We start from the raw sequence: 20709 nt of genomic DNA, 5'->3' as shown, positions 1-20709 counted from the left end.
TCGAGGGCGTCACGGGTGTTCACAGCCGGCCCGCCCGACGTTCCATCGCCAGCAGCCAGACCAGGTAGCCGCCGCCGATCACGCCGGTCACCACGCCGACCGGGAGTTGGTGCCCGGCGAACGCGCGCTGCGCCACCAGGTCGGCCCCGACCAGCAGCGCCGCGCCGACGGCCATCGACGGCAGCAGGTTCGGACCCGGGGCCCGGGTCAGTCGTTTCGCCACATGCGGGGCGACGAGCGCCACGAAGGACACCGGCCCGGCGGCGGCCGCCGCGAACGAGACCAGCAGCACGGCGGCAGCGAGCAGCACCAGGCGCAGCCGGCGTACCGGCACGCCCAGGGCGCTGGCCGCGTCGTCGCCCAACTCCATCATCCGCAGCGCCGGGGCGCAGCCGACGAGCACCAGCGGCGCCAACACGACCAGGACGGCGAGCAGCGGCCCGGCGTTGGCCCAGCCTCGCCCGTCCAGGCTGCCGGTGAGCCAGAGCACCGCGCGGGCGGCTTCCATCAGGGGCGCCCGGGTCAGCAGGTAGCCGTTGACGCCGGTCAGGATCGCGGCCACCCCGATGCCGACCAGGATGAGTCGGTAGCCGTGCACTCCGCGCCGCCAGGCGAGCGCGTAGATCACCAGGCCGGTGCCGAGGCCACCGACGACCGCCGCGCCGGCCAACGCCAGGCTGCTGCCACCGAGGACGACCACCACCAGCGCCCCGGTCGACGCGCCCTGGGTGAAGCCGAGGATGTCCGGGCTGCCCAACGGGTTGCGGACCAGCGACTGGAACACCGTGCCGGCGAGAGCCAACGCCGCACCGACCAACAGGGCGGTGACCAGCCGGGGCAGGCGCAGCTCGAGCACGATGAACTGCTCCGCCACAGTGCCACCGCCGGTCAGCGTGCGTAGCACGTCCGCCGGCCCCATCGGGTAGTCACCACTGCCCAGGGCCACCAGACCGAACCCGGCGGCAAGCACCGTCGCGCCGGCCCCGACGCCCAACGCGCGGGGCCGGAACCGCAGCGACAACCCCCATGAAGTACGTAGAACTGTCACGGTTGCGCCACCGGTCGGCGGGTGACCAGCCACAGGAAGAGCGGGCCGCCCAGCACGGCGGTCACCATGCCGACCTGGAGTTCTCCGGGGCGGCCCAGCACCCGGCCGAGCACGTCGGCGCCGAGCAGCAACGCCGGTGCGAGCACCGCGCAGTACGGCAGCAGCCAGCGCAGGTCCGGGCCGGTCAGGGCGCGGACCAGGTGCGGCACCAGCAGCCCGACGAAGACGATTGGTCCGCACGCGGCGGTCGCCGCGCCGCAGAGCAGGGTGACCGCGACGATCACGGCGACGCGGACGAGTGCGGGTCGAGCGCCGAGGGCTCGCGCCGCGTCGTCGCCGAGCGCCAGCGCGTTCAGCGGGCGGGCGGCACCGAGCGCGACCAGCAGCCCGATGAGGATGAACGGCAGCACCCGGGTCACGGTCGCGGAGTCCGCGCTGGCCAGTGAGCCGACCGTCCAGAAACGCAGCCGCTCCAGCGACGCGGTGTCCAGCAGCATCACCGCGCTCACGTAGGAGTAGAGGGTGGCGTTGAGCGCCGCCCCGGCCAGCGCGAGTCGGGCCGGGGTGGCGCCGCGTCCGCCGCCGACGGCGTAGACGAGCGCGGTCACCGCCGCCGCGCCGAGCAGCGCGAACCAGACGTACCCGCCGACGGCGGTGACGCCCAGGAACGCGGCGGCGGTGGCGACGGCCGCGGACGCGCCGGCGTTGATGCCGAGCAGTCCGGGGTCGGCGAGCGGGTTGCGGGTGAGGGCCTGCATGACCGCGCCCGCCACACCGAGGGCGGCGCCGGCGATCAGCCCGAGCAGGGTGCGGGGCAGGCGCATCCGGTGCACCACGGCGTACTCGGTGGCGTCGCGGTGCAGCAACCCGGACCAGACGTCGGCGAGCGGCATGGCCTTCGCGCCGACCGCGATGCTGAGCACCACGATCACCGCGAGCAGTGCCACGGCGGTGACCAGGCCGGCGGCGCGGGCCGCCCGACGGCCACGCCGGCTCGGGGGTGCGGCCGTTTCCCTGGCCGGCACGGGCGGTGCCGGTCGGGTGACGGTGGGTGTGGCGTCCAGTGTGGGCTCCGGGGTGGTGGCGACACGGCGTACCGCTGTTGACAATGACCGAGGTTAGGCTAACCTAACCCCGCTGCCCCGGTCGACCCCGGCCAACCCTTGATCGAAAGACAACACCATGCCCGATGCCCTGTCCGCCCGCCGCCTCTCCCGCCGTGGTCTGCTGGCCGCCGGTGGCGCTGCCACGCTGGCCACCCTGCTCGCCGCCTGTGGCACTGACGACGCCGCGAAACCCGCCGCCGGCAACGGAAGTGGGCCCTGGTCGTTCACCGACGACCGTGGCACGAAGGTCGAGGCCCCGGCCCGTCCGACCCGCGTGGTGGCCTTCACCGGTGTGGCGGCGGCCCTGATCGATTTCGGTCTCGACAAGCAGCTCGTGGGCGTGTTCGGTGAGACCAGGCGCGCCGACGGAACGGCCGAGCCACAGGCCGGCGACCTGAACGTCGAGGGCGTCGAGATCCTCGGCAACGTGTGGGGCGAGTTCAGCCTGGAAAAGTACGCGGCGCTGCGTCCCGAACTGCTGGTCACCCACATGTACGACCCGGACGCGCTCTGGTACGTGCCGGACGAGAGCAAGGCCAAGATCCTCCCGCTGGCACCGAGTGTGGCGATCACCACCGCCCGGGTGCCGATGACCAAGCCCATCGAGCGGTACGCGGCGTTGGCCGAGTCGCTCGGCGCCGACCTGTCCGCGAAGAAGGTCACCGACGGAAAGGCCCGCTTCGACGCCGCCGCCGAGGCGGTCCGTCAGGCGGTCAAGGCCAATCCCGGGATCAAGGTGATGGCCTGCTCCGGCAGCCCCGACCTCTTCTACGTCTCCAACCCGAAGGTCAGCACCGACCTGATGTACTTCGCCGAGTTGGGCGTCGACATCGTGGTGCCCACCAAGCTCGAAGCCGGCGACTACTTCGAGGCGCTGAGCTGGGAGAGCGCCGGCAAGTTCCCGGCCGACCTGATCCTGCTGGACAACCGCAGCACCGCCTTGCAGGCCAAGGACCTCACCGCCAAGCCGACCTGGCAGCAACTGCCGGCGGTCAAGGCCAACCAGGTGAGCCCGTGGGACGCGGTACCCCGCTTCTCGTACGCCGGCTCCGCGCCGTTGCTGGAGAACCTCGCCACCGCCATCCGGAACGCGAAGAAGGTCAGCTGACGCACACCGCTTCCCCGAGGCGCGCCGCTGCGCCTGGGGTCGATTCCGGCTGCCCCTCGTCGAGAACGTGGAAGGACATTCCGTGACCGTGCCGACGTACCCCGTCGAGACCACCACGCCGCCACCGGCGTCAACCGCCGCGCGGGCCCAGCTGCTGCATGGCGGCTCGGTCGAGCAGTACCGCCGGACGATCGCCGACGGCGTCGACCGGGTCGCCCGCCGAGTGGCCACCGTGGACCGTCCAGGCACCGGGATCACGCCGGCCGAGCTGGCCCCACTGGTCGACCGGGTGGACCTGGACCGTCCGCTCGGTGACGCCGGCGCCGCCCTCGACGAGCTGGAGAACGTCTACCTGCGCGACGCCGTCTGGTTCCACCACCCCCGCTACCTGGCCCACCTCAACTGCCCGGTGGCCATTCCGGCCCTGCTCGGTGAGGCGGTGCTCACCGCCGTGAACTCCTCACTGGACACCTGGGACCAGAGCGCCGGCGCCACCCTCATCGAGCGCCGGCTGATCAACTGGACGGCCGAGCGGATCGGCCTCGGCCCCCGCGCCGACGGCATCTTCACCAGCGGCGGCAGCCAGTCCAACCTCCAGGCGCTGCTGCTGGCCCGGGAGGAGGCGTGCGCCGACGCCATCGGCCCGGCGGCGCGCGCCGAACTGCTGCCCCGACTGCGCGTGCTCACCTCCGCCGCCGGCCACTTCAGCGTGCAGAAGTCGGCCAAACTGCTCGGCCTCGCCCCGGACGCGGTGATCGCGGTACCCACCGACGCCCGGCGACGGATCCGGCCGGCCGCCGTCCGCGAGGAGATCGCCCGGTGCCGGCAGGCCGGGCTGGTGGTGATGGCCGTCGTCGGCACCGCCGGAACCACCGACTTCGGCTCGATCGACCCGCTCACCGACCTGGCCGGGATCTGCGCGGCGGCTGGCGTCTGGCTGCACGTGGACGCCGCGTACGGCTGCGGTCTGCTCGTCTCGCCGACGCGCCGGCACCTGCTCGACGGCATCGAGCGGGCCGACTCGGTGACTGTGGACTTCCACAAGTCGTTCTTCCAGCCGGTCAGCTCCAGCGCGCTGCTGGTCCGCGACCGGCGGACGCTGCGGCACGTCACCTACCACGCCGACTACCTCAACCCGGCCCGGATGGTGGAGCAGCGCATTCCCAACCAGGTCGACAAGAGCTTGCAGACCACCCGCCGTTTCGACGCGCTGAAGCTCTGGCTCACCCTGCGGGTGATGGGACCGGACGCGCTCGGCGGGCTCTTCGACGAGGTCGTCGACCGCGCCGCCGACGCCTGGCAACTGGTCAGCGAGGACCCGCGCTTCGAAGTGGTGACGCGCTCGGAGCTCAGCACCGTGGTGTTCCGCTACCTGCCCACCGGCCCCGGCCGGGAGTTGGCCGACGCCGCCAACCTGCACGCCCGGGAGGCTCTCGCGGCGTCCGGTCTCGCCGTGGTCGCCGGGACCCGGGTGGACGGCCGGCACTTCCTGAAGTTCACTCTGCTCAACCCGGAAACCACAGTCGACGACGTCGGGTACGTGCTCGACCTGATCGCCACCCACGCCGGCCAGTACGTGCACGACCACGTCGACGCCGACCTGACCTGTCCCGTCGGCTGACGCCGGTGATCACGAACCCGCGCCTGGAGACCCCGATGTCCACCCATGACTTCATCGCCATCGGGTTGGGCCCGTACAACCTGGGCCTGGCCTGCCTCACCGCGCCGATCGAGGAACTCGACGGGGTGTTCCTGGAGGCCCGGCCGAGCCTCGCCTGGCACCCCGGCATGCTGCTGGAGTCGGCCCGGTTGCAGACCCCGTTCATCGCCGACCTCGTCAGCCTCGCCGACCCGACGTCGCCGTACTCCTTCCTCAACTACCTCAAGGAGATCGGCCGGCTCTACCCGTTCTACATCCGGGAGAGCTTCTACCCGCTGCGCAGTGAGTACGACGCGTACTGCCGGTGGGCGGCGGCGAAACTGCCGAACCTGCGCTTCGGTCAGAGTGTGACCACTGTGGAGTACGACCCCGCGGACGGGCGGTACGTGGTGCGGGCCAGCACCGGCACGGGAGAGACCGTGCAGTACCGGGCCCGGCATCTGGTGCTCGGCACCGGCACCCCGCCGCACCTGCCCCCGGCCGTGGCCGAGTTGCCCGGCGACGCCGTGCACAACTCCCACTACCTGGAGCACCGCACGGCGCTGCGCACCAAGCGCAGCATCACAGTGGTGGGCAGCGGGCAGAGCGCCGCCGAGATCTACCACGACCTGCTCGGCGACATCGACCGCTACGGCTACCAGCTCAACTGGGTGACCCGGTCGCCGCGGTTCTTCCCGCTCGAATACACCAAGCTGACGCTGGAGATGACCTCACCGGACTACGTGGACTACTTCCACGCGCTGCCCGAGGCGACCCGCTACCGGCTGGAGTCCGAGCAGAAGGGCCTCTTCAAGGGGATCAACGCCGACCTGATCAACGACATCTTCGACCTGCTCTACGCGCACAGCGTGGACGGGCCGGTGAACACCCGCCTGCTCACCAACACCGAACTGGTCGCCGCCGAGCACCAGGACGGGCAGTACACGCTGGGATTGCGTCAGGTGGAGCAGGAGCGCGACTTCGTGCTGCGTACCGAGGGGCTGGTCCTGGCCACCGGTTACCACTACCGGGTGCCGGAGTTCCTCACGCCGGTACGGGACCGGATCCGCTGGGACGCGCACGGCCGCTTCGACGTGGCCCGCAACTACAGCATCGACCACAGCGGGCGGGGCATCTTCCTGCAGAACGCAGGCACCCACACGCACAGCATCACCTCACCGGACCTGGGCATGGGCGCCTACCGCAACTCGTGGATCATCCGCGAGCTGCTCGGCCGCGAGCACTACCCGATCGAGAAGAGCATCACCTTCCAGGATTTCGGGGTGTCGTCGTGACCACCGTCTTCACCCGCGTTGACGAGGGGCTCGGTGAGTTCGCGCTGCGGCCGCTCGATCCGGACGGCGACGCGGCGTTGCTGCACACCTGGGTGACCCACCCGAAGGCGGCGTTCTGGATGATGCAGGACGCCGACCTGGCCCAGGTCACCGAGGAGTACCGGCGCATCGCCGAGCACCCGCACCACGACGCGTACCTCGGCCTGTGGCAGGGGAGTCCCGCCTTCCTGGCGGAGCGCTACGACCCGGCCCACGTCGAACTGGTCGGCCTGTACGACCACCAGCCCGGTGACGTGGGCATGCACTTCCTCTGCGCGCCGGTCGACGCGCCCGTGCACGGCTTCACCCGGGCGGTGATCGGCACCGTCATGGCGTGGCTCTTCGGCGACCCGACGACCCGGCGGGTGGTGGTCGAACCGGACGTGCGCAACACCGCCGTGCACGCGCTGAACGCCGCCGTCGGCTTCACCGTCGTCGGCCCGATCGCCAAGCCCGAGAAGGGCGCGCTGCTCAGCGTCTGCACCCGAGCCCAGTTCCAGGCCGCTGCCGACCGCGCCGCTGTCACCCGAACCGAAGGAGCCCCGGCGTGACCACCACCGCCGTCCCCACCCGCCCGCCCGTCGCCACCGCGCACAACGCCTTCGGCGACCCGGTCGGGCACCTCACCCCGCAGCGCTGGGCCCGGGCCAACCGGCTGCTGGTCCGCAAGGCGCTCGCCGAGTTCACCCACGAGCGGCTGCTCACCCCGGAGGCCGTGGCCGGCCCCGACGACCGGCAGTGGTACGAGGTCCGCAACGACGACGGCACTGTCACCTACCGGTTCGCGGCGCGAGTGCTCGCCCTGGCGCACTGGCAGATCGACGCGGACAGCATCACCCGAGACCGCGACGGCACCTCCCTGGCCCCGGACGCGGTGGACCTCATCGTCGAACTGCGCGACACCCTCGGGCTCTCCGCGCGGGTGCTCCCGGTCTACCTGGAGGAGATCACCTCGACGCTGGCGGGTACGGCGTACAAGCTGGCCCAGGCCGCGCCGAGCGCGGCCGAGCTGGCCGAGGCGGACTTCCAGACCATCGAGACCTCGATGACCGAGGGCCACCCCTGCTTCGTGGCGAACAACGGCCGGCTCGGCTTCGGCGTCGACGAGTACCACCGGTACGCCCCGGAGGCCGCCGCGCCGGTGCGGCTGGAGTGGCTGGCCGCGCACCGGGACCACTCGACGTTCAGCAGCGCCGCCGACCTCGACTACGACACGCTCATCGAGGGCGAGCTGGACGCCGAGACCCGGGCCCGGTTCGCGGCCACGATGGCCGATCTCGGGCTGGACCTCGCCGACTACCACCTGATCCCGGCGCACCCGTGGCAGTGGTGGAACAAGCTGGCGGTCACCTTCGCCGGGGAGCTGGCCGAGCGGCGGCTGGTGCACCTCGGCCCCGGGCCGGACGTGTACCTCGCCCAGCAGTCCATCCGCACCTTCTTCAACGTCAGCGCGCCGGGTCGGCACTACGTGAAGACCGCGCTGTCGGTGCTGAACATGGGCTTCATGCGGGGGTTGTCGGCCGCGTACATGGAGGCCACCCCGGCGATCAACGACTGGCTGGCCGACCTGATCGCCGCCGACGAGGTGCTGACCGGCACCGGCCTGACCGTCATCCGGGAGCGGGCCGCAGTGGGTTACCGGCACCGGCAGTACGAGGCGGCGACCGAGCGCACCTCCCCGTACCGCAAGATGTTGGCCGCCCTGTGGCGGGAGAGCCCGGTGCCCGAGCTGGCACCGGGGGAGCGACTGTCCACCATGGCCGCGCTGCTGCACGTCGACGACGAGGGCGGCTCACTGGCGGCGGCGCTGATCGCCCGGTCCGGCCTGGCGCCCGAGGTGTGGCTGCGTCGCTACCTGGACGCCTACCTGACCCCGCTGCTGCACAGCTTCTACGCCCACGACCTAGCCTTCATGCCGCACGGCGAGAACGTCATCCTGGTCCTCGACGAGCAGGACACCGTCCAGCGGGTGATCTTCAAGGACATCGCCGAGGAGATCGCGGTGATGAGCGACAAGGTCGAGCTGCCGCCGGCGGTGGAGCGGATCCGCGTCGAGGTGCCCGACGACACCAAGCTGCTGACCATCTTCACCGACGTGGTGGACTGCTTCCTGCGGCACCTCAACGCGGTCCTGGTCGAAGCCGGTGTGCTCGCCGAGGGCGACTTCTGGCGCACTGTCGCGGCCTGCGCCGCCGACTACTTCAACCGGGTGCCGCACCTGGCCGAGCGGGTCCGCCACTACGACCTGTTCGCCCCGGAGTTCACGCTGTCCTGCCTCAACCGGCTGCAACTGCGCGACAACCAGCAGATGATCGACCTGGCCGACCCGTCGGCGGCGCTCCAGTTCGTCGGCACCCTCACCAACCCGCTCGCCGCCCACGCCCCGGCCCGGTGACCGCAGTCGCGTTTGGTCAGCGGGCACGCCAACGGGTGCAATAGGCGGATGGGAGTTCTGAGTACCGCGAGCCTGTTCGCCGCCACGCTGGCCACCGGCCTGACCGCCGGGCTGTTCGCCGCCTTCGCGTACGCGGTCATGCCGGGTCTGGCCCGCACCGACGACCGGACGTTGGTGCTCGCCATGCGGCGGATCAACGAGTCGATCCTCAACGGCTGGTTCGCTGTGTGCTTCGGTGGCGCGTTGCTGTTCACGCTGCTGGCGGCGGTGCTGCACCTGGGGGCCGAGCGTCGGGCGGTGCTGCCGTGGACCGTCGCCGGGCTGCTGCTGTACCTGGTGGTGCTCGGCGTCACCGCCGTGGTCAACGTGCCGCTCAACAACGTGCTGGCCCGCGCCGGCGACGTCGACGACGCCACCGACCTCGCGGCGCTGCGGGCCCGGTTCGAGGTCACCTGGGTACGCGGCAACGTGGTCCGCGCCGTCGCGTCGACCGGTGCCTTCGGGTTGCTGGCGTGGGCGCTGGTGGCCGAGGGTCGGCTGCTCGGCTGAGGCCGGATGGGAGGGCGACCGACCGGGCCGGCGTCGGCTCAGTCGGTCGGCTCTGCCGTGCCGGCCCGCTGGAACGCGCGGGCCAGCTGGGCGAGGTCGAAGCCCTCGAAGTGCTGGAGGAACCGGCGGCGTACGGCGGCCAGGTGGCTGGGCCAGGATTCCTGCAGGCGGGCGTAGCCCGCGTCGGTGAGGACGGCGTTCCAGCCGCGCGCGTCCTCCTCGCACCGTTCCCGCCGGACCAAGCCCTGCGTCTCCAGCCGGATGATCGTGCGGGTCATGCCGCTGAGCGAGAGGTAGCAGAGCGCCGCGAGCTCGTTCATGCGCATCCGCCGGTCCGGTGTCTCGGAGAGGTTCATCAGCGCGGTGTACTCGGTGAGCGGTAGCTGACGGTCACCGACCATGTCCGCGTCGATCGCACGGGGCAGGACGTGCATCACCTGGCCCAGGGCGCGGACCAGGGATTCCTCGTCTGGAGTGAGGGGTTGCGGAGTCGCTGCGGAGGGGTTGGACATCCTCCTACCATACTTGTTTGACTGAGCAAATGCTCACCCTCCGTGTGACCACGCCCATAGGTCGATTATTTGCTTGACCAATCAAGCACCGGTTAGCGTTCCCGTCGTCAGGCAATGACCTCTGAAAGGCGCCACACATGACCAGGATCGGGATCATCCTCGGAAGCACCCGCCCGGGGCGTAACGGCGAGGCCGTCGCCCGCTGGGTGCTCGAGATCGCCAAGCAGCGCTCCGACGCGGAGTACGAGCTGATCGACCTGCTCGACTACCAGCTGCCGCACCTCGACGAGGCGTACCCGCCCTCGATGGGCCAGTACGCCCAGCCGCACACCAAGCGGTGGGCCGAGACGATCGCGTCGTTCGACGGGTTCATCATCGTCACCCCCGAGTACAACCACTCGACCTCGGGCGCCCTGAAGAACGCGATCGACTTCCTCTACGCCGAGTGGAACAACAAGGCCGTCGGCTTCGTCAGCTACGGCTCGGTCGGCGGGACGCGCGCCGTGGAGCACCTGCGTCTGATCTCCGGTGAGCTCCAGATGGCCGATGTGCGCTCGCAGGTCGCGCTGTCGCTCTTCACCGACTTCGAGAACTTCAGCGTCTTCAAGCCCAACCAGTTCCACCAGGATTCGCTGACCGCCACGCTCGACCAGGTGGTCGCCTGGAGCACGGCGCTCGCTCCGCTGCGCAAGGGCTGAGCGTTTCGCGTCGTCCGGAAACGGCCGTGGGGGATCCCACGGCCGTTTCCGGACGTTCAGGCACGCTCTGCATCGGCGAACAGGTCCAGCGAGAGCTGCCACAGTCGCGCCGCCGCCGCGGGGTCGATCGCGTGGTCGGCGACGCCGCGCAGCGGGTCCGCCGGGTCGTGGCGCACCGCCTGCTGGCAGTCCTCGAAGTACCGGCCGCCGATGCCCTCCAGCTGCGGCCCCGCGGCGAGCAGCACGGAGGTCGCGGCTCCCTGCTGCGGGGTCTTGAAGTCGTACGCCGGAAGGTTCGCGTAGTCCTCCTCGGTGAGGTGCCGTCCCAGGTTGGTGGCGACGGCGCCCGGGTTGGCCGCGTTGACGGTGATGCCGTCGCCGGCCCAGCGCCGGTTCGCCTCGACCGCGAACAGCGCGGTGGCGGTCTTCGACTCGCCGTAGGCGAGCAGACGGTCATAGGGGCGTTCCCGGAAGTTGACGTCCTCGAAGACCATCGGGGCCGAAACGTGGGCGATGGAACTCAGCGACACCACGCGGGCCCGACCGGCCCTGGCGAGCGCCCGGTGCAGCCCGTTGGCGAGCGCGAAGTGGCCGAGGTGGTTGGTGGCCAACTGCAACTCCCAACCCTCCGCCGTGCGCATCTCCGGTGTCGCCGACACCCCGGCGTTGTTGACCAGGATGTGCAGGGCCCCGTCCCAGGCGGCCACGAACGCGGCGACCGACCGCTGGTCGGACAGGTCCAACGGCGCGACCCGGAGCAGCCTGTTCCCAGCCCCGGCGCCGATCTCCTGCGCGGTCCGCTCGCCGGCCCGCACGTCCCGCACCGCCAGGGTCACCTCGGCGCCCGCCATGGCCAGCGCCCGGGCGGTCTCCACCCCGATGCCTGACGAGGCGCCGGTGACGATGGCGCGTCGCCCGGTCAGGTCGACACCGGCCACGACGTCGGCGGCGGTGGATTGAGCGTCGAACGGCGTGCTGACGCGTGTTTCCGACATGATCGTCTTCCTTCGGTGGGTGTCCTCACGTGGCCGTGCCGGCTCGCCGTACCGGCGTACGGTGTGTCGGCGCCGCCCTTCGCACCGATCGTGCGCGGAGGTCCGTCCGGACGGCCAACACGCGCTTCCTGGCGTGGCTACAGTCTGTTCCTGTGGCCATGCCCGAGCTGCGACAACTGCGGTACTTCCTGGTCCTCGCGGAGGAGCTGAGCTTCACCCGGGCCGCCGCCCGCCTGATGATCGCCCAGCAGTCGCTGTCGCAGCAGATCACCGCCCTGGAACGCGCCCTCGGCGCGAAGCTGTTCGACCGTGACAGCCGCGGCACCACCCTCACCGACATCGGCACCCTGTTCGTGTCCGAGGCGCGCGCCGTCATCGACCGCGCCGAGCAGGCCGTCGCCGTCGTGGAACGGGCCCTGCGGGGTGAGGTGGGCACCCTCCGGCTCGCCTTTCTGACCACCGTCGCCAACCATCTGCTGCCCCCGGTGGTCCGGGCAGTCCGCCACCACCTCCCCGACCTGCACCTGACCACCGAATCCACCAGCATCGCGACACTGGTGCAGGGCGTCCTCGACGGGCGGTTCGACGTCGCCTTCACCCGGACCCCGCTCGTTCCCGGCCTGGAGTCCAGGAGGCTGACGACCGAACCGGTCTGCGCGGTGCTGCCCGAGGGCCACCCGCTCGCCGGGCGCGACGAGTTGACCCTCGCCGACCTGGCGAACGAACCGTGGGTCATGACCCCGCGCAGCTCCTGGGAACCCTGGCACCGCGCCTACGAGGACCAGTTCCGGGAAGCGGGCTTCATACCGACAGTCGTTCAGGAAGAGGCCGGCGTGCAGAGCCTCCTCGGCCTGGTCGCCGCCGGGCTCGGCGTCACCCGGCTCGCCTGCTCGGCGGCGAGTCTTCGCCGCACCGGCGTGGTGTTCGTCCCGCTGGCCGGCGCCTACGCGCACACCGAGATGGTGTGGTTGGCGGGCAACACCGCGCCCGCGCTGCACCGGTTCCTGGACGTGGTGACGGAACTCGCGGCGACCACCGACCTCACCAGCACCGGCTGACGGTGAGCCGGCCGGCTCACCGCGCCGCAACGCCCACGGCCAGCGTCGGAGGGGTGCGTTCACTACCCTTGGCGCGATGAGCCGATCCGCCGCCGCTGGTCGGGCTCCGCTCTGGCGGGACCGGACCTTCGGCACGTACTGGGTCGCCCAGTCGCTCTCGGCGGCCGGCGACTCGTTCGCCTACCTGGCGGTGCCGCTGCTGGTGCTCCAGGCGACCGGGTCGGTGGCGCAGATGGGCCTGCTCACCGCCGTCGCGGGCGCGGCGTCGGTCGTCGCCGGGATCTTCGGTGGGGTGCTGGTCGACCGGTACGACCGCCGCACCCTGATGATCGTGGCGGACCTGACCCGGGTGGTGCTGTACGCCCTGGTGCCACTGGCGTGGCTCGCCGGTTCGCAGGTCTGGCTGCTCTTCGTCGTCCTGCCCATCTGCGAGGCGGCCGGCATGCTGTTCCAGGTCGCCGCGGTGACCGCGGTGCGCAATCTCGTGGACTCCGACCGGATCACCGAGGCCAACGGCCGGTTGCAGGCGACGTACGCGGCGGCGGCCGTGCTCGGGCCGTTGCTCGCCGGTGTGGTGGCCGCCCGCTTCGGCCCGGCGACCGCCATCGCCGTCAACGCGGCGAGCTTCGCGCTCTCGACGGCCGGCCTGTGGCTGATCCGACTGCGCCCCGTCCAGGTGGACGAGGGGGTGGCCCGGCAACGCCCGCTGGTTGAGTTCGTGGCCGGGGCGCGGTTCCTGTGGCGACAGCCTGTGCTGCGTGCGCTGACCGTCCTGTTGTCGGTCTTCATCTTCCTCACCTACGGCTTCGTCGACGTGCTGATCTACCACGTCACGTACGACCTCGGCGGCTCGGAGGGCACCGTCGGCACGGTGCTCGGCCTGGCGGCGCTGGGCACGGTCGCCGGCGCGCTGCTGGTGGCGCCGCTGCGCCGCCGTCGCGGCTTCGGCCCCACCTGGATCGGCGCGCACGCGACCTGCGGTTTCGCCGTCGCGGGGGTCGGCCTCGCCACCACCGTGCCCGCGGTCACCACGCTGACCGCGGTGTACCTGTGCTGTCTCAGCGTCGGCGGGATCTGTTCGATGTCCCTGCGCCAGGAGATCACCCCCGATCACCTGCTGGGTCGGGTCACGTCGGCGTTCTGGAGCACGCACTACGCCCTCGGTCCGGCCGGCGCTGTCATGCTGACCTGGGCCGCCGGCCGCTACGGTGCTCCGGCGGTCACGCTCGCGGCGGGCGCGGGGTGCCTGCTGGTCGCCGTCGGCGGCCTCTTCACCCCGATCCGCCGTGCCGGCGCGGACCCGGCCGCCGGGCAGCCCGGACTGCGCCCGGCCCCGGCCGGCGGCTGAGCCCTCCTGGTCGATCATGGACTTACGGTGGGCACGTTGTGAAAGCACGCCCCTTTCGCACACCACCACAAGTCCATGATCGACACGAGCGGGCGCGGGCGGGGCTTGGCCTTAGAACTCCTGGTACATGACGTGCAGGCCGACCCGGCCGAGGGTGGGGTGACGGAACGCGCCCGGCACGGTGCCGACCACCTCGAAGCCCTCCCGCCGATACAGCCGCACCGCGGAACTGTTGCTCTCCGCCACGGCGTTGAACTGCATGCCGGCGTACCCCTGCCGGCGGGCCCAGGTGAGGGCGTCGCGGCACAGCGCGGTGCCCACGCCCCGGCCCCGCGCGTCGGCGGCGACCATGAAGCTCGCGGTGGACACGTGCGCGCCCGGCCCGGGCCGGTTGGTGCCCATCTTCGCGGTGCCGAGCACCCGCTCGCCGTCGACCGCCACGACGGTCCGCCCCGGCGCTGCCTCGACCCACATGCCGTACGACTGCTCGACGGTCATCGCCGGGTCGTAGACGAAGGTCTCCTGCGCCCGGATCACCTCCTCGATGATCGGCCACACCTGCGACCAGTCCCGGTCGACGAACTCCCGAATCAGCACCCGGGGAGGTTAGGCCCGGGCAGGGGCCCCGGACAATCAGTTATCCGCTGGTGCATCTGTGCGGCCTGCGTCCGACCACGCGCCGGACGCCACCCGCGCCGGGCGTCAGCCCGAGGCGAGCGCGGCCAGCTCCTCGTCGAGCAGGGCCGCCAGCCGGGCGGACCGCTCGGGATGGCTGCGCGCGGTCATCCCGCGGCTCGGCATCTCCACAGTCATCAGCAGGTACAGATGCAGCCGGTAGAGACCGAGCCGGCGGCGTGCCGAAGCGTTCAGCACCAACGGTTCGGCTGCGCTGGCCTGGTAGCCGCGCAGCAGAGGGTGCTCCGGCTCGTCCTCGGCGCGTCGGAAGAGCAGCGGCGAAACCAGGTCCAGCAGTGGGTCGCCGTAGAGGAACCGCTCGCCGTCCACCAGGCCGCGCAGCCGCAACCGGCCGTCGCCGTCGGGCGCCGCCAGCACGTTGCCGTCCCAGCAGTCGAAGTGCAGCAGCGCCGGGCGGCGCACCTCGTCGAGCACGTCGGCGTGCCGCCCCACCAGCGCGCGCAGCTGCGCCGGGGTCACCGGCAGTCGGACGTCCCAGTCGACCGCGTCGGCCAGGAGCGCGTCGAGCATCGCCGTGAACGCCGCCCGCCAGGTCGGCCCGGCGGCCCGGTCGTCGTCGTACCCGAACCGCTCGCCGGTGACCCGGTGCAACGCGGCGAGGGCCACCCCGAGGTCGTAGCGCGCCGGGCCGTCGTCGGCCATGACACCGGCCTCGGCCAGGTCGGACAGCGACCGGCCGGGCAGCAGCGCGGTGACCAACCACTCGCCGTACGCCGGGTCGGCGCCCCGCCAGAGCACCGGGGGGACGGGGACCTGCGGCGCCCGCTGCGCGACGAGCCGGAAGTAGCGCTCCTCGGCGGCGCAGAGCCCGTGCTCGTAGCGCAGCAGCGGCGTTCCGGCCGGCGGAGCCAGCTTCAGTACCACCCGACGGTCGTCGTCCAGCAGCGCCCACCAGACCGTCGCGTACCCGCCGCCGGCCAGCGGACCGGCGTCCCGGACCCGGGCTTGTGGCCCGACCGACGCACCGATCAGGTGCGCCACGTCGGCGGGTGTGAGGGTCCGCTGGGTCGGACTGACGCCGGTCACGACGCGGTGTCACCTCGGCGTGCCCGTGGGGCGGAACCCGCTGTGGCGCGGGTGGACGGTGGGACGGGTCCGGCGGTGTCGCGGCGGACCAGCTCGGCGGGGAGCACCTCGACCCGGGGCGTCGGGGCCCCGACGCCGAGCACCAGGGACATCGCCCGCACACCCATGTCGACCAGGGGCAGCCGCACGGTGGTCAACGCCGGGGTCACGTCCCGGGCGATCGGCATGTCGTCGAAACCCAGCACCGAGATCTGGTGCGGCACGGCCAACCCACGCGCGCGCAGGGTGGCGAGCGCGCCGATGGCCATCGAGTCGTTGAGCGCCACGATCGCGGTCAGCTCCGGGTCGGCGTCGAGCAGTCGGGCGGTGGCCTCGGCGCCACCGTCGCGGTCGAACTCCGCGTACCGGATGCGCCGTTCGGGCAGCTCGCGGCCCTGCTCGGTGAGGGCCTGCCGGAGCCCGGCGAGCCGGTCGGTGGTGGTGGTAAGGATGCGCGGACCGGCGACCACGCCGATCGCCCGGTGCCCCAGCCCGCACAGCTCCCGCCCGGCGAGGTAGCCGCCGGTCCGGTTGTCCGGCATCACCGCGTCGCCGGAGTGCTCGTGCCGGCCGATCACCGCCACCCGCCCGCCGGTGGCCTCGTACGCGGCGAGCTTCTCGTTGAGCTGCCGGGTGAACGCCTCGTCGTGGTAGCCCGAGCCGGCCAGGATCAGCGCCGCCACCTGGTGGCCGCGCAGCAGCTCCACGTACTCCAACTCGCGGTCCGGGTCCCGGTAGCTGTTGCAGATCATCAGCAGCCGGCCCTGGTCGGTGGCGACCCGTTGTAGCCCCCGGGTGATCTCGGCGAAGTACGGGTCGGAGACGTCGTGCACGATCACGCCGACCGCGCTGCGGTGCGAGCGGGCCAGCAGCTGGGCGTGCGCGTTCGGCACGTACTGCAACTCGGCGACGGCAGCGAGCACCCGTTCGCGCAGCTCGTCGGTGACCGGCTTGCTGCTGCCGTTGATGACGCGGGAGGCGGTGGCGGGCGATACGCCCGCTCGGCGGGCCACATCGGACAGGGTCGCCATGGCCCGCCCCCTCGATCTGTTGACGGCGTTTCGTCGTGCCGGCTAGCGTCACCGTACCGCAGAGAAAGCCCTTTCCCGCAGGGAGGCCCGGCCATGTCCGATCGCTTCGCGGTACTTCAACTTGACGACCTTCCCGCCCGGCGCTGCTCGTGTGGAACCACCCGCCGGGGCTTCATCGCCGAGAGCGAGGGCCAGGCCAGCGTGCATCTGCTCCAGGTGCAGGACGCGGTGACCCACCACCACCGGATCGCCACCGAGTACTACGTCGTGCTCGCCGGTGAGGGCGAGATCGAGCTGGACGGGGTACGTCATCCCGCCCGGCCGATGTCCGCGTTCCTGATCAAGCCGGGCTGCCGGCACCGGGCCATCGGCGACCTCACGGTGTTGCTGGTGTCCCTGCCGGCAGCGGACGACACCGACGAGTACTTCGATGCCTGATCGGCCGGCGCCGCTCCCCGGCGGCATCGGGGTGTCCCGACTGCGCGTCTACGACACGGTGGCCTCGGACGGCCTGGTCGGCGGCACCCCACACGTGCACCTGTGCTGCACCGAGGGGTACGTGGTGACCGACGGCGAGGGCGCGGTGCAGACCCTGACCACCGCCGGTTTCCGGGAGACGCCGCTGCGGCCGGGGGTGGTGGTCTGGTTCCAGCCGGGCACCGTCCACCGCCTGGTCAACACCGGCGGGCTGAGCATCGTGGTGCTGATGCAGAACAGCGGGCTGCCCGAGGCCGGCGACGCGGTGCTGACCTTCCCACCCGAGGTGCTGGCCGACCCGGCAGCGTACGCCGCGGCGGTGGCGTTGCCCGGCGGGGGAGCGCCGGGCGCGGACGTGCACGCCGCGTACCGTCGGCGGGATCTGGCGGTGACCGGCTTCCAGGCGCTGCGTTCCGGTGGGCCGGCGGCGCTGGCCGCGTTCCACGCCGCCGCGACCGCCCTGCGCCAACCGTTGCTGGCGCGGTGGCGGCAGCGGTGGGAGGCCGGCGCGGGCCGCGCCGCCGCCGACACCGCCGCGCAGCTCGACGCCCTGGAGCGGGGGGATCCCGGCCACCTGGGCGACGCCGGGGTGTACGCGGTGAACGAGCCGGTCGAGCGGGGCCGGTTGGGTATGTGCGGCCTCCTCGACACCTACCCGGCGGCCGGCTGACCGTCCCTTCGGGACAGCTGGGGCCACTGCCAGGCATCGGCGGAAACAGATGGAGGAAAGGGCTTGCCCGGCGTGAGGGGGCCGCCTACGCTCCAGGAAAGCGTTTGCCTGATCCGCCGGCGGCCCGGTCCATGGGTGCCGTACCGGGCCCCGAGGAGGTTCCGCGTGACCGAGAACTCTTTGGACACGGCGGGCCGGCAGGCCGCCGCCGACCGGGCCGGCGGTGCGCGAGCAGCCGCTGCCGGGCCTGGCAGTGTCGATGCGGCGGACGGCCTCGACGGCACGGCTTCGTCCACGGTGGTGAAACGGCCACCCGGTGGCGGCCGTCCACCACGTCCCACGTTCGGTCGCCGCGCGGTGACCTTCGCCGACTCGCTCTGGCGCCCGGCGCTGGTGCTCGCGGTCTTCTTCGCCGCCTGGTGGTTCGTGGCGGCCCGCGAGTACGTCCCGAACTACCTGGTGCCCACCCCCGGCCAGGTGTGGGAGACGATGACCACGCAGTGGTCCGAGCTGGCCCGGCACACAGTGGTCACCCTCTACGAGACGGTGCTCGGCTTCGTGCTGGCCGCCGCGTTGGGTCTGGTCACCGCGGTCGCCATCGCCTACTCCCGCACCCTGGACAAGGCGCTCTACCCGATCGTCCTGTTCGCACAGGTCATCCCGAAGATCGCCATCGCGCCGCTGCTGGTGGTCTGGTTCGGCCTCGGCCTCACCCCGAAGATCATCCTGGCGGTGCTCATCGCGTTCTTCCCGGTGGTCATCTCCGGCGTGGCCGGGCTGCGCTCCACCGACCCGGAGCTGCTCGACCTCGCCGCCACGATGGGCGCCGGGCCATGGCGCACCTTCCGCAAGATCCGCTTCCCGAACGCGTTGCCGCACCTGATGGCCGGCCTGAAGGTGGCCGTCACCCTCGCCGTGGTCGGTGCCGTGGTCGGTGAGTTCGTCGGCGCCAGCGAGGGGCTCGGCTACGTCCTGTTGCTGGCCAACGGCAACCTCGACGCCCCACTGCTGTTCGCCGACCTGATCCTGATGTCGGCCATCGGCATCGTCCTGTTCGTCCTGGTCGAGATCGCCGAGGCACTGCTCATTCCGTGGCACGCCAGCCGCCGGGCCGGCGTGTCCCTCACCACCTCCTGACCGACCCCATCACGGAGGCACCGATGAAACGCACCGCCACCACCATCCTGGCCACCGCCGCCCTGCTCCTCGCCGCCGCCGGCTGCGGTGGTGACGATCCCGCCGGCAGCACCAACGCCGACGGCAGCAAGCAGGTCACCCTCACCCTCAACTGGGTGCCCTATGGCGAGCATGCGCCCTTTTACTACGGCCTGCAGAAGGGTTACTACTCCGCCGAGGGCATCGACCTGAAGATCCTGCCCGGCAACGGCTCGGGCAACACCGTCAAGCAGGTCGCCCAGAAGCAGACCGACTTCGGGTGGGCGGACAGCCCGGTGCTGCTGAAGTCGGTGGCCAGCGGCATGCCGGTGCGCAGCCTCGGCGCGTACCTGGAGAAGGGACCCTCCTCGGTGGAATTCTTCACCGAGGAGAACATCAAGACACCGGCCGACCTCAAGGGCAAGACCGTCGGCGGCACCCCCGGCGACGCCCTCTACGCGACCTTCCCGGCCTGGCTGGAGAAGAACGGCCTCAAGAAGGACGACGTCAAGGTGGTCAACGTCGACGCCGCCGGCAAGATCGCCGCCCTGGCCGAGGGCAAGGTCGACGCCATCATGGGCTTCTTCCACGATCAGGCGCCCACCATCGAGAGCAAGACCGGCAAGAAGGTCGACGTGCTGCTCTTCGCCGACTACGGGATGAACCTGCTCGGCACCGGCCTGATCGCCAACACCCAGACCCTGCAGAAGGACCCGGAGCTGGTCCGCAAGTTCGTCCGGGCCACCCAGAAGTCCTGGGCCGACGCCGCCCGGGACCCGGCCGGCGCGGTGAGCGCGATGACGGCTCTCGCCGAGAACGAGCCGGCGCCCGAGGTGCTCACCAAGCAGCTCACCCTCAACATGCCGCTGATCGGCGCGGACGGCCCGCCCGGGGTGAACACCGAGGCCCAGTGGACCGAGACCATCGACCTGATGTCCCGCTACGCCGAGCTGAAGGACCCGGGAGCGCCCAGCGCGTACTGGGACTCCTCGTACGCGGCGCAGGGGTGACCCGGTGACCGCCGCGCCGGCAGCCACCGGCACCGCCATCGGGATGTCCGGGCTGACCGTCCGGTTCACCACCCGACGGTCGCAGACCACAGCGTTGGACGACGTGTCGCTGGACATCGAGCCGGGCGAGTTCGTCACGATCGTCGGCCCGTCCGGCTGCGGCAAGTCCACCCTCCTGAAGATCGTCGCGGGGTTGGTCAAACCGACCAGCGGCGAGGTGTCGCTCCTGGAGCGCCCGGTGCGCGGCCCGCAGAAGGAGATCGGCTTCGTCTTCCAGAAGGCCGCGTTGCTGGAGTGGCGCGGTGCCCGAGCCAACATCCTGCTGCAGGCCGAGATGCGCGGTATGGACCGGGCTCAGGCGGCCCGCCGCGCCGACGAGCTGATCGAGATGACCGGCCTGACCGGCTTCGAGAAGGCGTTGCCGCACGAGCTGTCCGGCGGCATGCAGCAGCGGGTGGCGCTCTGCCGCGCGCTGCTGCACTCCCCGCCGGTGCTGCTGATGGACGAACCGTTCGGCGCCCTGGACGCGCTGACCCGGGAGCAGATGAACGCCGAACTGCACCGGATCTGGCGGGAGACCGGCACCACTGTGGTGCTGGTCACCCACTCCATCGCTGAGGCGGTCTTCCTCGGCACCCGGGTCGTGGTGATGAGTCCCCGGCCCGGCCGGATCATCCGCACCTTCCCGGTCGAGCTGCCGGCGCACCGCGACTACGCGCAGGTGATGTCGGATCCCCGCTTCGACCGGCTCGCCACCGACCTGCGTGGGTTGCTCGGCAGCGCGGCCGCCAACCACTGAGCGCGGATCGGCACGA

At 71.7% G+C, this 20709-nt stretch carries 21 protein-coding genes; 14 read left to right on the top strand and 7 right to left on the bottom strand.

Annotated features, from left to right (window positions below):
- Positions 1 to 19: 19 nt before the first annotated feature.
- Both ACIA47_RS01535 and ACIA47_RS01530 read right to left on the bottom strand, forming a co-directional pair.
- On the bottom strand, positions 20 to 1048 hold the full coding sequence (locus tag ACIA47_RS01535) for a FecCD family ABC transporter permease (protein ID WP_396704517.1): 1029 nt from the start codon (positions 1046 to 1048) through the stop codon (positions 20 to 22).
- Complete coding sequence (locus ACIA47_RS01530; protein ID WP_396704515.1) at positions 1045 to 2157, bottom strand: FecCD family ABC transporter permease; 1113 nt, start codon at positions 2155 to 2157, stop codon at positions 1045 to 1047. Before ACIA47_RS01530 ends, ACIA47_RS01535 begins: the two co-directional genes overlap by 4 nt.
- Positions 2158 to 2230: 73 nt before the next feature.
- On the opposite strand from ACIA47_RS01530, the gene ACIA47_RS01525 reads away from it, so the two are divergent.
- The 6 genes from ACIA47_RS01525 (at position 2231) to ACIA47_RS01500 (ending at position 9179) form a co-directional block, all read left to right on the top strand.
- Entirely contained in the window at positions 2231 to 3262 is a 1032-nt protein-coding gene (locus ACIA47_RS01525; protein ID WP_396704513.1) for an ABC transporter substrate-binding protein, read from the top strand.
- A gap of 82 nt (positions 3263 to 3344) precedes the next feature.
- On the top strand, positions 3345 to 4883 hold the full coding sequence (locus ACIA47_RS01520) for a pyridoxal phosphate-dependent decarboxylase family protein (protein WP_396704511.1): 1539 nt from the start codon (positions 3345 to 3347) through the stop codon (positions 4881 to 4883).
- A gap of 35 nt (positions 4884 to 4918) precedes the next feature.
- On the top strand, positions 4919 to 6196 hold the full coding sequence (locus tag ACIA47_RS01515) for a lysine N(6)-hydroxylase/L-ornithine N(5)-oxygenase family protein (RefSeq protein ID WP_396705327.1): 1278 nt from the start codon (positions 4919 to 4921) through the stop codon (positions 6194 to 6196).
- Positions 6193 to 6786 (top strand): GNAT family N-acetyltransferase, encoded by a 594-nt coding sequence (locus ACIA47_RS01510; RefSeq protein ID WP_396704509.1) that lies wholly within the window; start codon positions 6193 to 6195, stop codon positions 6784 to 6786. The genes ACIA47_RS01515 and ACIA47_RS01510 overlap by 4 nt, the downstream gene beginning before the upstream one ends.
- The gene (locus ACIA47_RS01505; protein WP_396704507.1) at positions 6783 to 8630 is read left to right on the top strand and encodes an IucA/IucC family protein; all 1848 of its coding nucleotides are present in this window, start codon (positions 6783 to 6785) and stop codon (positions 8628 to 8630) included. Before ACIA47_RS01510 ends, ACIA47_RS01505 begins: the two co-directional genes overlap by 4 nt.
- 48 nt (positions 8631 to 8678) lie before the next feature.
- Complete coding sequence (locus ACIA47_RS01500) at positions 8679 to 9179, top strand: DUF1772 domain-containing protein (RefSeq protein WP_396704505.1); 501 nt, start codon at positions 8679 to 8681, stop codon at positions 9177 to 9179.
- Between the two features lie 38 nt (positions 9180 to 9217).
- Here ACIA47_RS01500 and ACIA47_RS01495 read toward each other — a convergent pair whose 3' ends face one another.
- Positions 9218 to 9691: a MarR family winged helix-turn-helix transcriptional regulator gene (locus ACIA47_RS01495; RefSeq protein ID WP_396704503.1), complete on the bottom strand. Its 474-nt coding sequence runs from the start codon at positions 9689 to 9691 to the stop codon at positions 9218 to 9220.
- 137 nt (positions 9692 to 9828) lie between these two features.
- On the opposite strand from ACIA47_RS01495, the gene ACIA47_RS01490 reads away from it, so the two are divergent.
- The gene (locus ACIA47_RS01490) at positions 9829 to 10389 is read left to right on the top strand and encodes an NADPH-dependent FMN reductase (protein WP_396704501.1); all 561 of its coding nucleotides are present in this window, start codon (positions 9829 to 9831) and stop codon (positions 10387 to 10389) included.
- 56 nt (positions 10390 to 10445) lie between these two features.
- Here ACIA47_RS01490 and ACIA47_RS01485 read toward each other — a convergent pair whose 3' ends face one another.
- Entirely contained in the window at positions 10446 to 11384 is a 939-nt protein-coding gene (locus ACIA47_RS01485) for an SDR family NAD(P)-dependent oxidoreductase (protein ID WP_396704499.1), read from the bottom strand.
- 158 nt (positions 11385 to 11542) lie between these two features.
- On the opposite strand from ACIA47_RS01485, the gene ACIA47_RS01480 reads away from it, so the two are divergent.
- Positions 11543 to 12442: a LysR family transcriptional regulator gene (locus tag ACIA47_RS01480; RefSeq protein WP_396705325.1), complete on the top strand. Its 900-nt coding sequence runs from the start codon at positions 11543 to 11545 to the stop codon at positions 12440 to 12442.
- Between the two features lie 76 nt (positions 12443 to 12518).
- A complete protein-coding gene (locus ACIA47_RS01475; protein WP_396704497.1) occupies positions 12519 to 13790 on the top strand; it encodes an MFS transporter in 1272 nt (423 codons plus the stop codon).
- A gap of 111 nt (positions 13791 to 13901) precedes the next feature.
- On the opposite strand, the gene ACIA47_RS01470 is transcribed toward ACIA47_RS01475, so the two are convergent.
- The 3 genes from ACIA47_RS01470 to ACIA47_RS01460 form a co-directional block, all read right to left on the bottom strand.
- Positions 13902 to 14387 carry a GNAT family N-acetyltransferase gene (locus ACIA47_RS01470; RefSeq protein WP_396704495.1) on the bottom strand — a complete coding sequence of 162 codons (486 nt, stop codon included), beginning with the start codon at positions 14385 to 14387 and terminating at the stop codon, positions 13902 to 13904.
- Between the two features lie 105 nt (positions 14388 to 14492).
- Positions 14493 to 15512, bottom strand: a complete 1020-nt coding sequence (locus tag ACIA47_RS01465; protein ID WP_396704493.1) for a phosphotransferase family protein — start codon at positions 15510 to 15512, stop codon at positions 14493 to 14495.
- Positions 15509 to 16582, bottom strand: a complete 1074-nt coding sequence (locus tag ACIA47_RS01460) for a LacI family DNA-binding transcriptional regulator (protein WP_396704491.1) — start codon at positions 16580 to 16582, stop codon at positions 15509 to 15511. The genes ACIA47_RS01465 and ACIA47_RS01460 overlap by 4 nt, the downstream gene beginning before the upstream one ends.
- A 93-nt stretch (positions 16583 to 16675) precedes the next feature.
- Here ACIA47_RS01460 and ACIA47_RS01455 point away from each other — a divergent pair, with 93 nt between their 5' ends.
- From ACIA47_RS01455 to ACIA47_RS01435, 5 genes are all read left to right on the top strand, one after another.
- A complete protein-coding gene (locus ACIA47_RS01455; protein ID WP_091398731.1) occupies positions 16676 to 17020 on the top strand; it encodes a cupin domain-containing protein in 345 nt (114 codons plus the stop codon).
- Complete coding sequence (locus ACIA47_RS01450) at positions 17013 to 17729, top strand: cupin domain-containing protein (RefSeq protein ID WP_396704489.1); 717 nt, start codon at positions 17013 to 17015, stop codon at positions 17727 to 17729. The genes ACIA47_RS01455 and ACIA47_RS01450 overlap by 8 nt, the downstream gene beginning before the upstream one ends.
- Before the next feature lie 165 nt (positions 17730 to 17894).
- Positions 17895 to 18866, top strand: coding sequence for an ABC transporter permease (locus ACIA47_RS01445; RefSeq protein ID WP_396704487.1), 972 nt, complete (start codon positions 17895 to 17897; stop codon positions 18864 to 18866).
- A 23-nt stretch (positions 18867 to 18889) separates the two neighbouring features.
- Positions 18890 to 19894, top strand: coding sequence for an ABC transporter substrate-binding protein (locus ACIA47_RS01440; RefSeq protein ID WP_396704485.1), 1005 nt, complete (start codon positions 18890 to 18892; stop codon positions 19892 to 19894).
- Between the two features lie 43 nt (positions 19895 to 19937).
- Positions 19938 to 20693, top strand: coding sequence for an ABC transporter ATP-binding protein (locus ACIA47_RS01435; RefSeq protein ID WP_231394252.1), 756 nt, complete (start codon positions 19938 to 19940; stop codon positions 20691 to 20693).
- The last annotated feature ends 16 nt before the right edge of the window (positions 20694 to 20709 follow it).

This window comes from Micromonospora sp. NPDC051227 (assembly GCF_044455385.1).
Taxonomy (GTDB): domain Bacteria; phylum Actinomycetota; class Actinomycetes; order Mycobacteriales; family Micromonosporaceae; genus Micromonospora.
Note: the sequence above shows the minus strand (reverse complement) of the source record. Positions and strands in the feature narration are given on the sequence as shown.

What these genes read in the sequence shown, in the direction of transcription:
- ACIA47_RS01525 (WP_396704513.1), top strand. Translation starts at nt 2,231, where the DNA reads ATGCCCGATGCCCTGTCCGCCCGCCGCCTCTCCCGCCGTGGTCTGCTG.
- ACIA47_RS01515 (WP_396705327.1), top strand. Translation starts at nt 4,919, where the DNA reads ATGTCCACCCATGACTTCATCGCCATCGGGTTGGGCCCGTACAACCTG.
- ACIA47_RS01500 (WP_396704505.1), top strand. Translation starts at nt 8,679, where the DNA reads ATGGGAGTTCTGAGTACCGCGAGCCTGTTCGCCGCCACGCTGGCCACC.
- ACIA47_RS01495 (WP_396704503.1), bottom strand. Translation starts at nt 9,691, where the DNA reads ATGTCCAACCCCTCCGCAGCGACTCCGCAACCCCTCACTCCAGACGAG.
- ACIA47_RS01490 (WP_396704501.1), top strand. Translation starts at nt 9,829, where the DNA reads ATGACCAGGATCGGGATCATCCTCGGAAGCACCCGCCCGGGGCGTAAC.
- ACIA47_RS01485 (WP_396704499.1), bottom strand. Translation starts at nt 11,384, where the DNA reads ATGTCGGAAACACGCGTCAGCACGCCGTTCGACGCTCAATCCACCGCC.
- ACIA47_RS01480 (WP_396705325.1), top strand. Translation starts at nt 11,543, where the DNA reads ATGCCCGAGCTGCGACAACTGCGGTACTTCCTGGTCCTCGCGGAGGAG.
- ACIA47_RS01475 (WP_396704497.1), top strand. Translation starts at nt 12,519, where the DNA reads ATGAGCCGATCCGCCGCCGCTGGTCGGGCTCCGCTCTGGCGGGACCGG.
- ACIA47_RS01460 (WP_396704491.1), bottom strand. Translation starts at nt 16,582, where the DNA reads ATGGCGACCCTGTCCGATGTGGCCCGCCGAGCGGGCGTATCGCCCGCC.
- ACIA47_RS01455 (WP_091398731.1), top strand. Translation starts at nt 16,676, where the DNA reads ATGTCCGATCGCTTCGCGGTACTTCAACTTGACGACCTTCCCGCCCGG.
- ACIA47_RS01450 (WP_396704489.1), top strand. Translation starts at nt 17,013, where the DNA reads ATGCCTGATCGGCCGGCGCCGCTCCCCGGCGGCATCGGGGTGTCCCGA.
- ACIA47_RS01440 (WP_396704485.1), top strand. Translation starts at nt 18,890, where the DNA reads ATGAAACGCACCGCCACCACCATCCTGGCCACCGCCGCCCTGCTCCTC.
- ACIA47_RS01435 (WP_231394252.1), top strand. Translation starts at nt 19,938, where the DNA reads ATGTCCGGGCTGACCGTCCGGTTCACCACCCGACGGTCGCAGACCACA.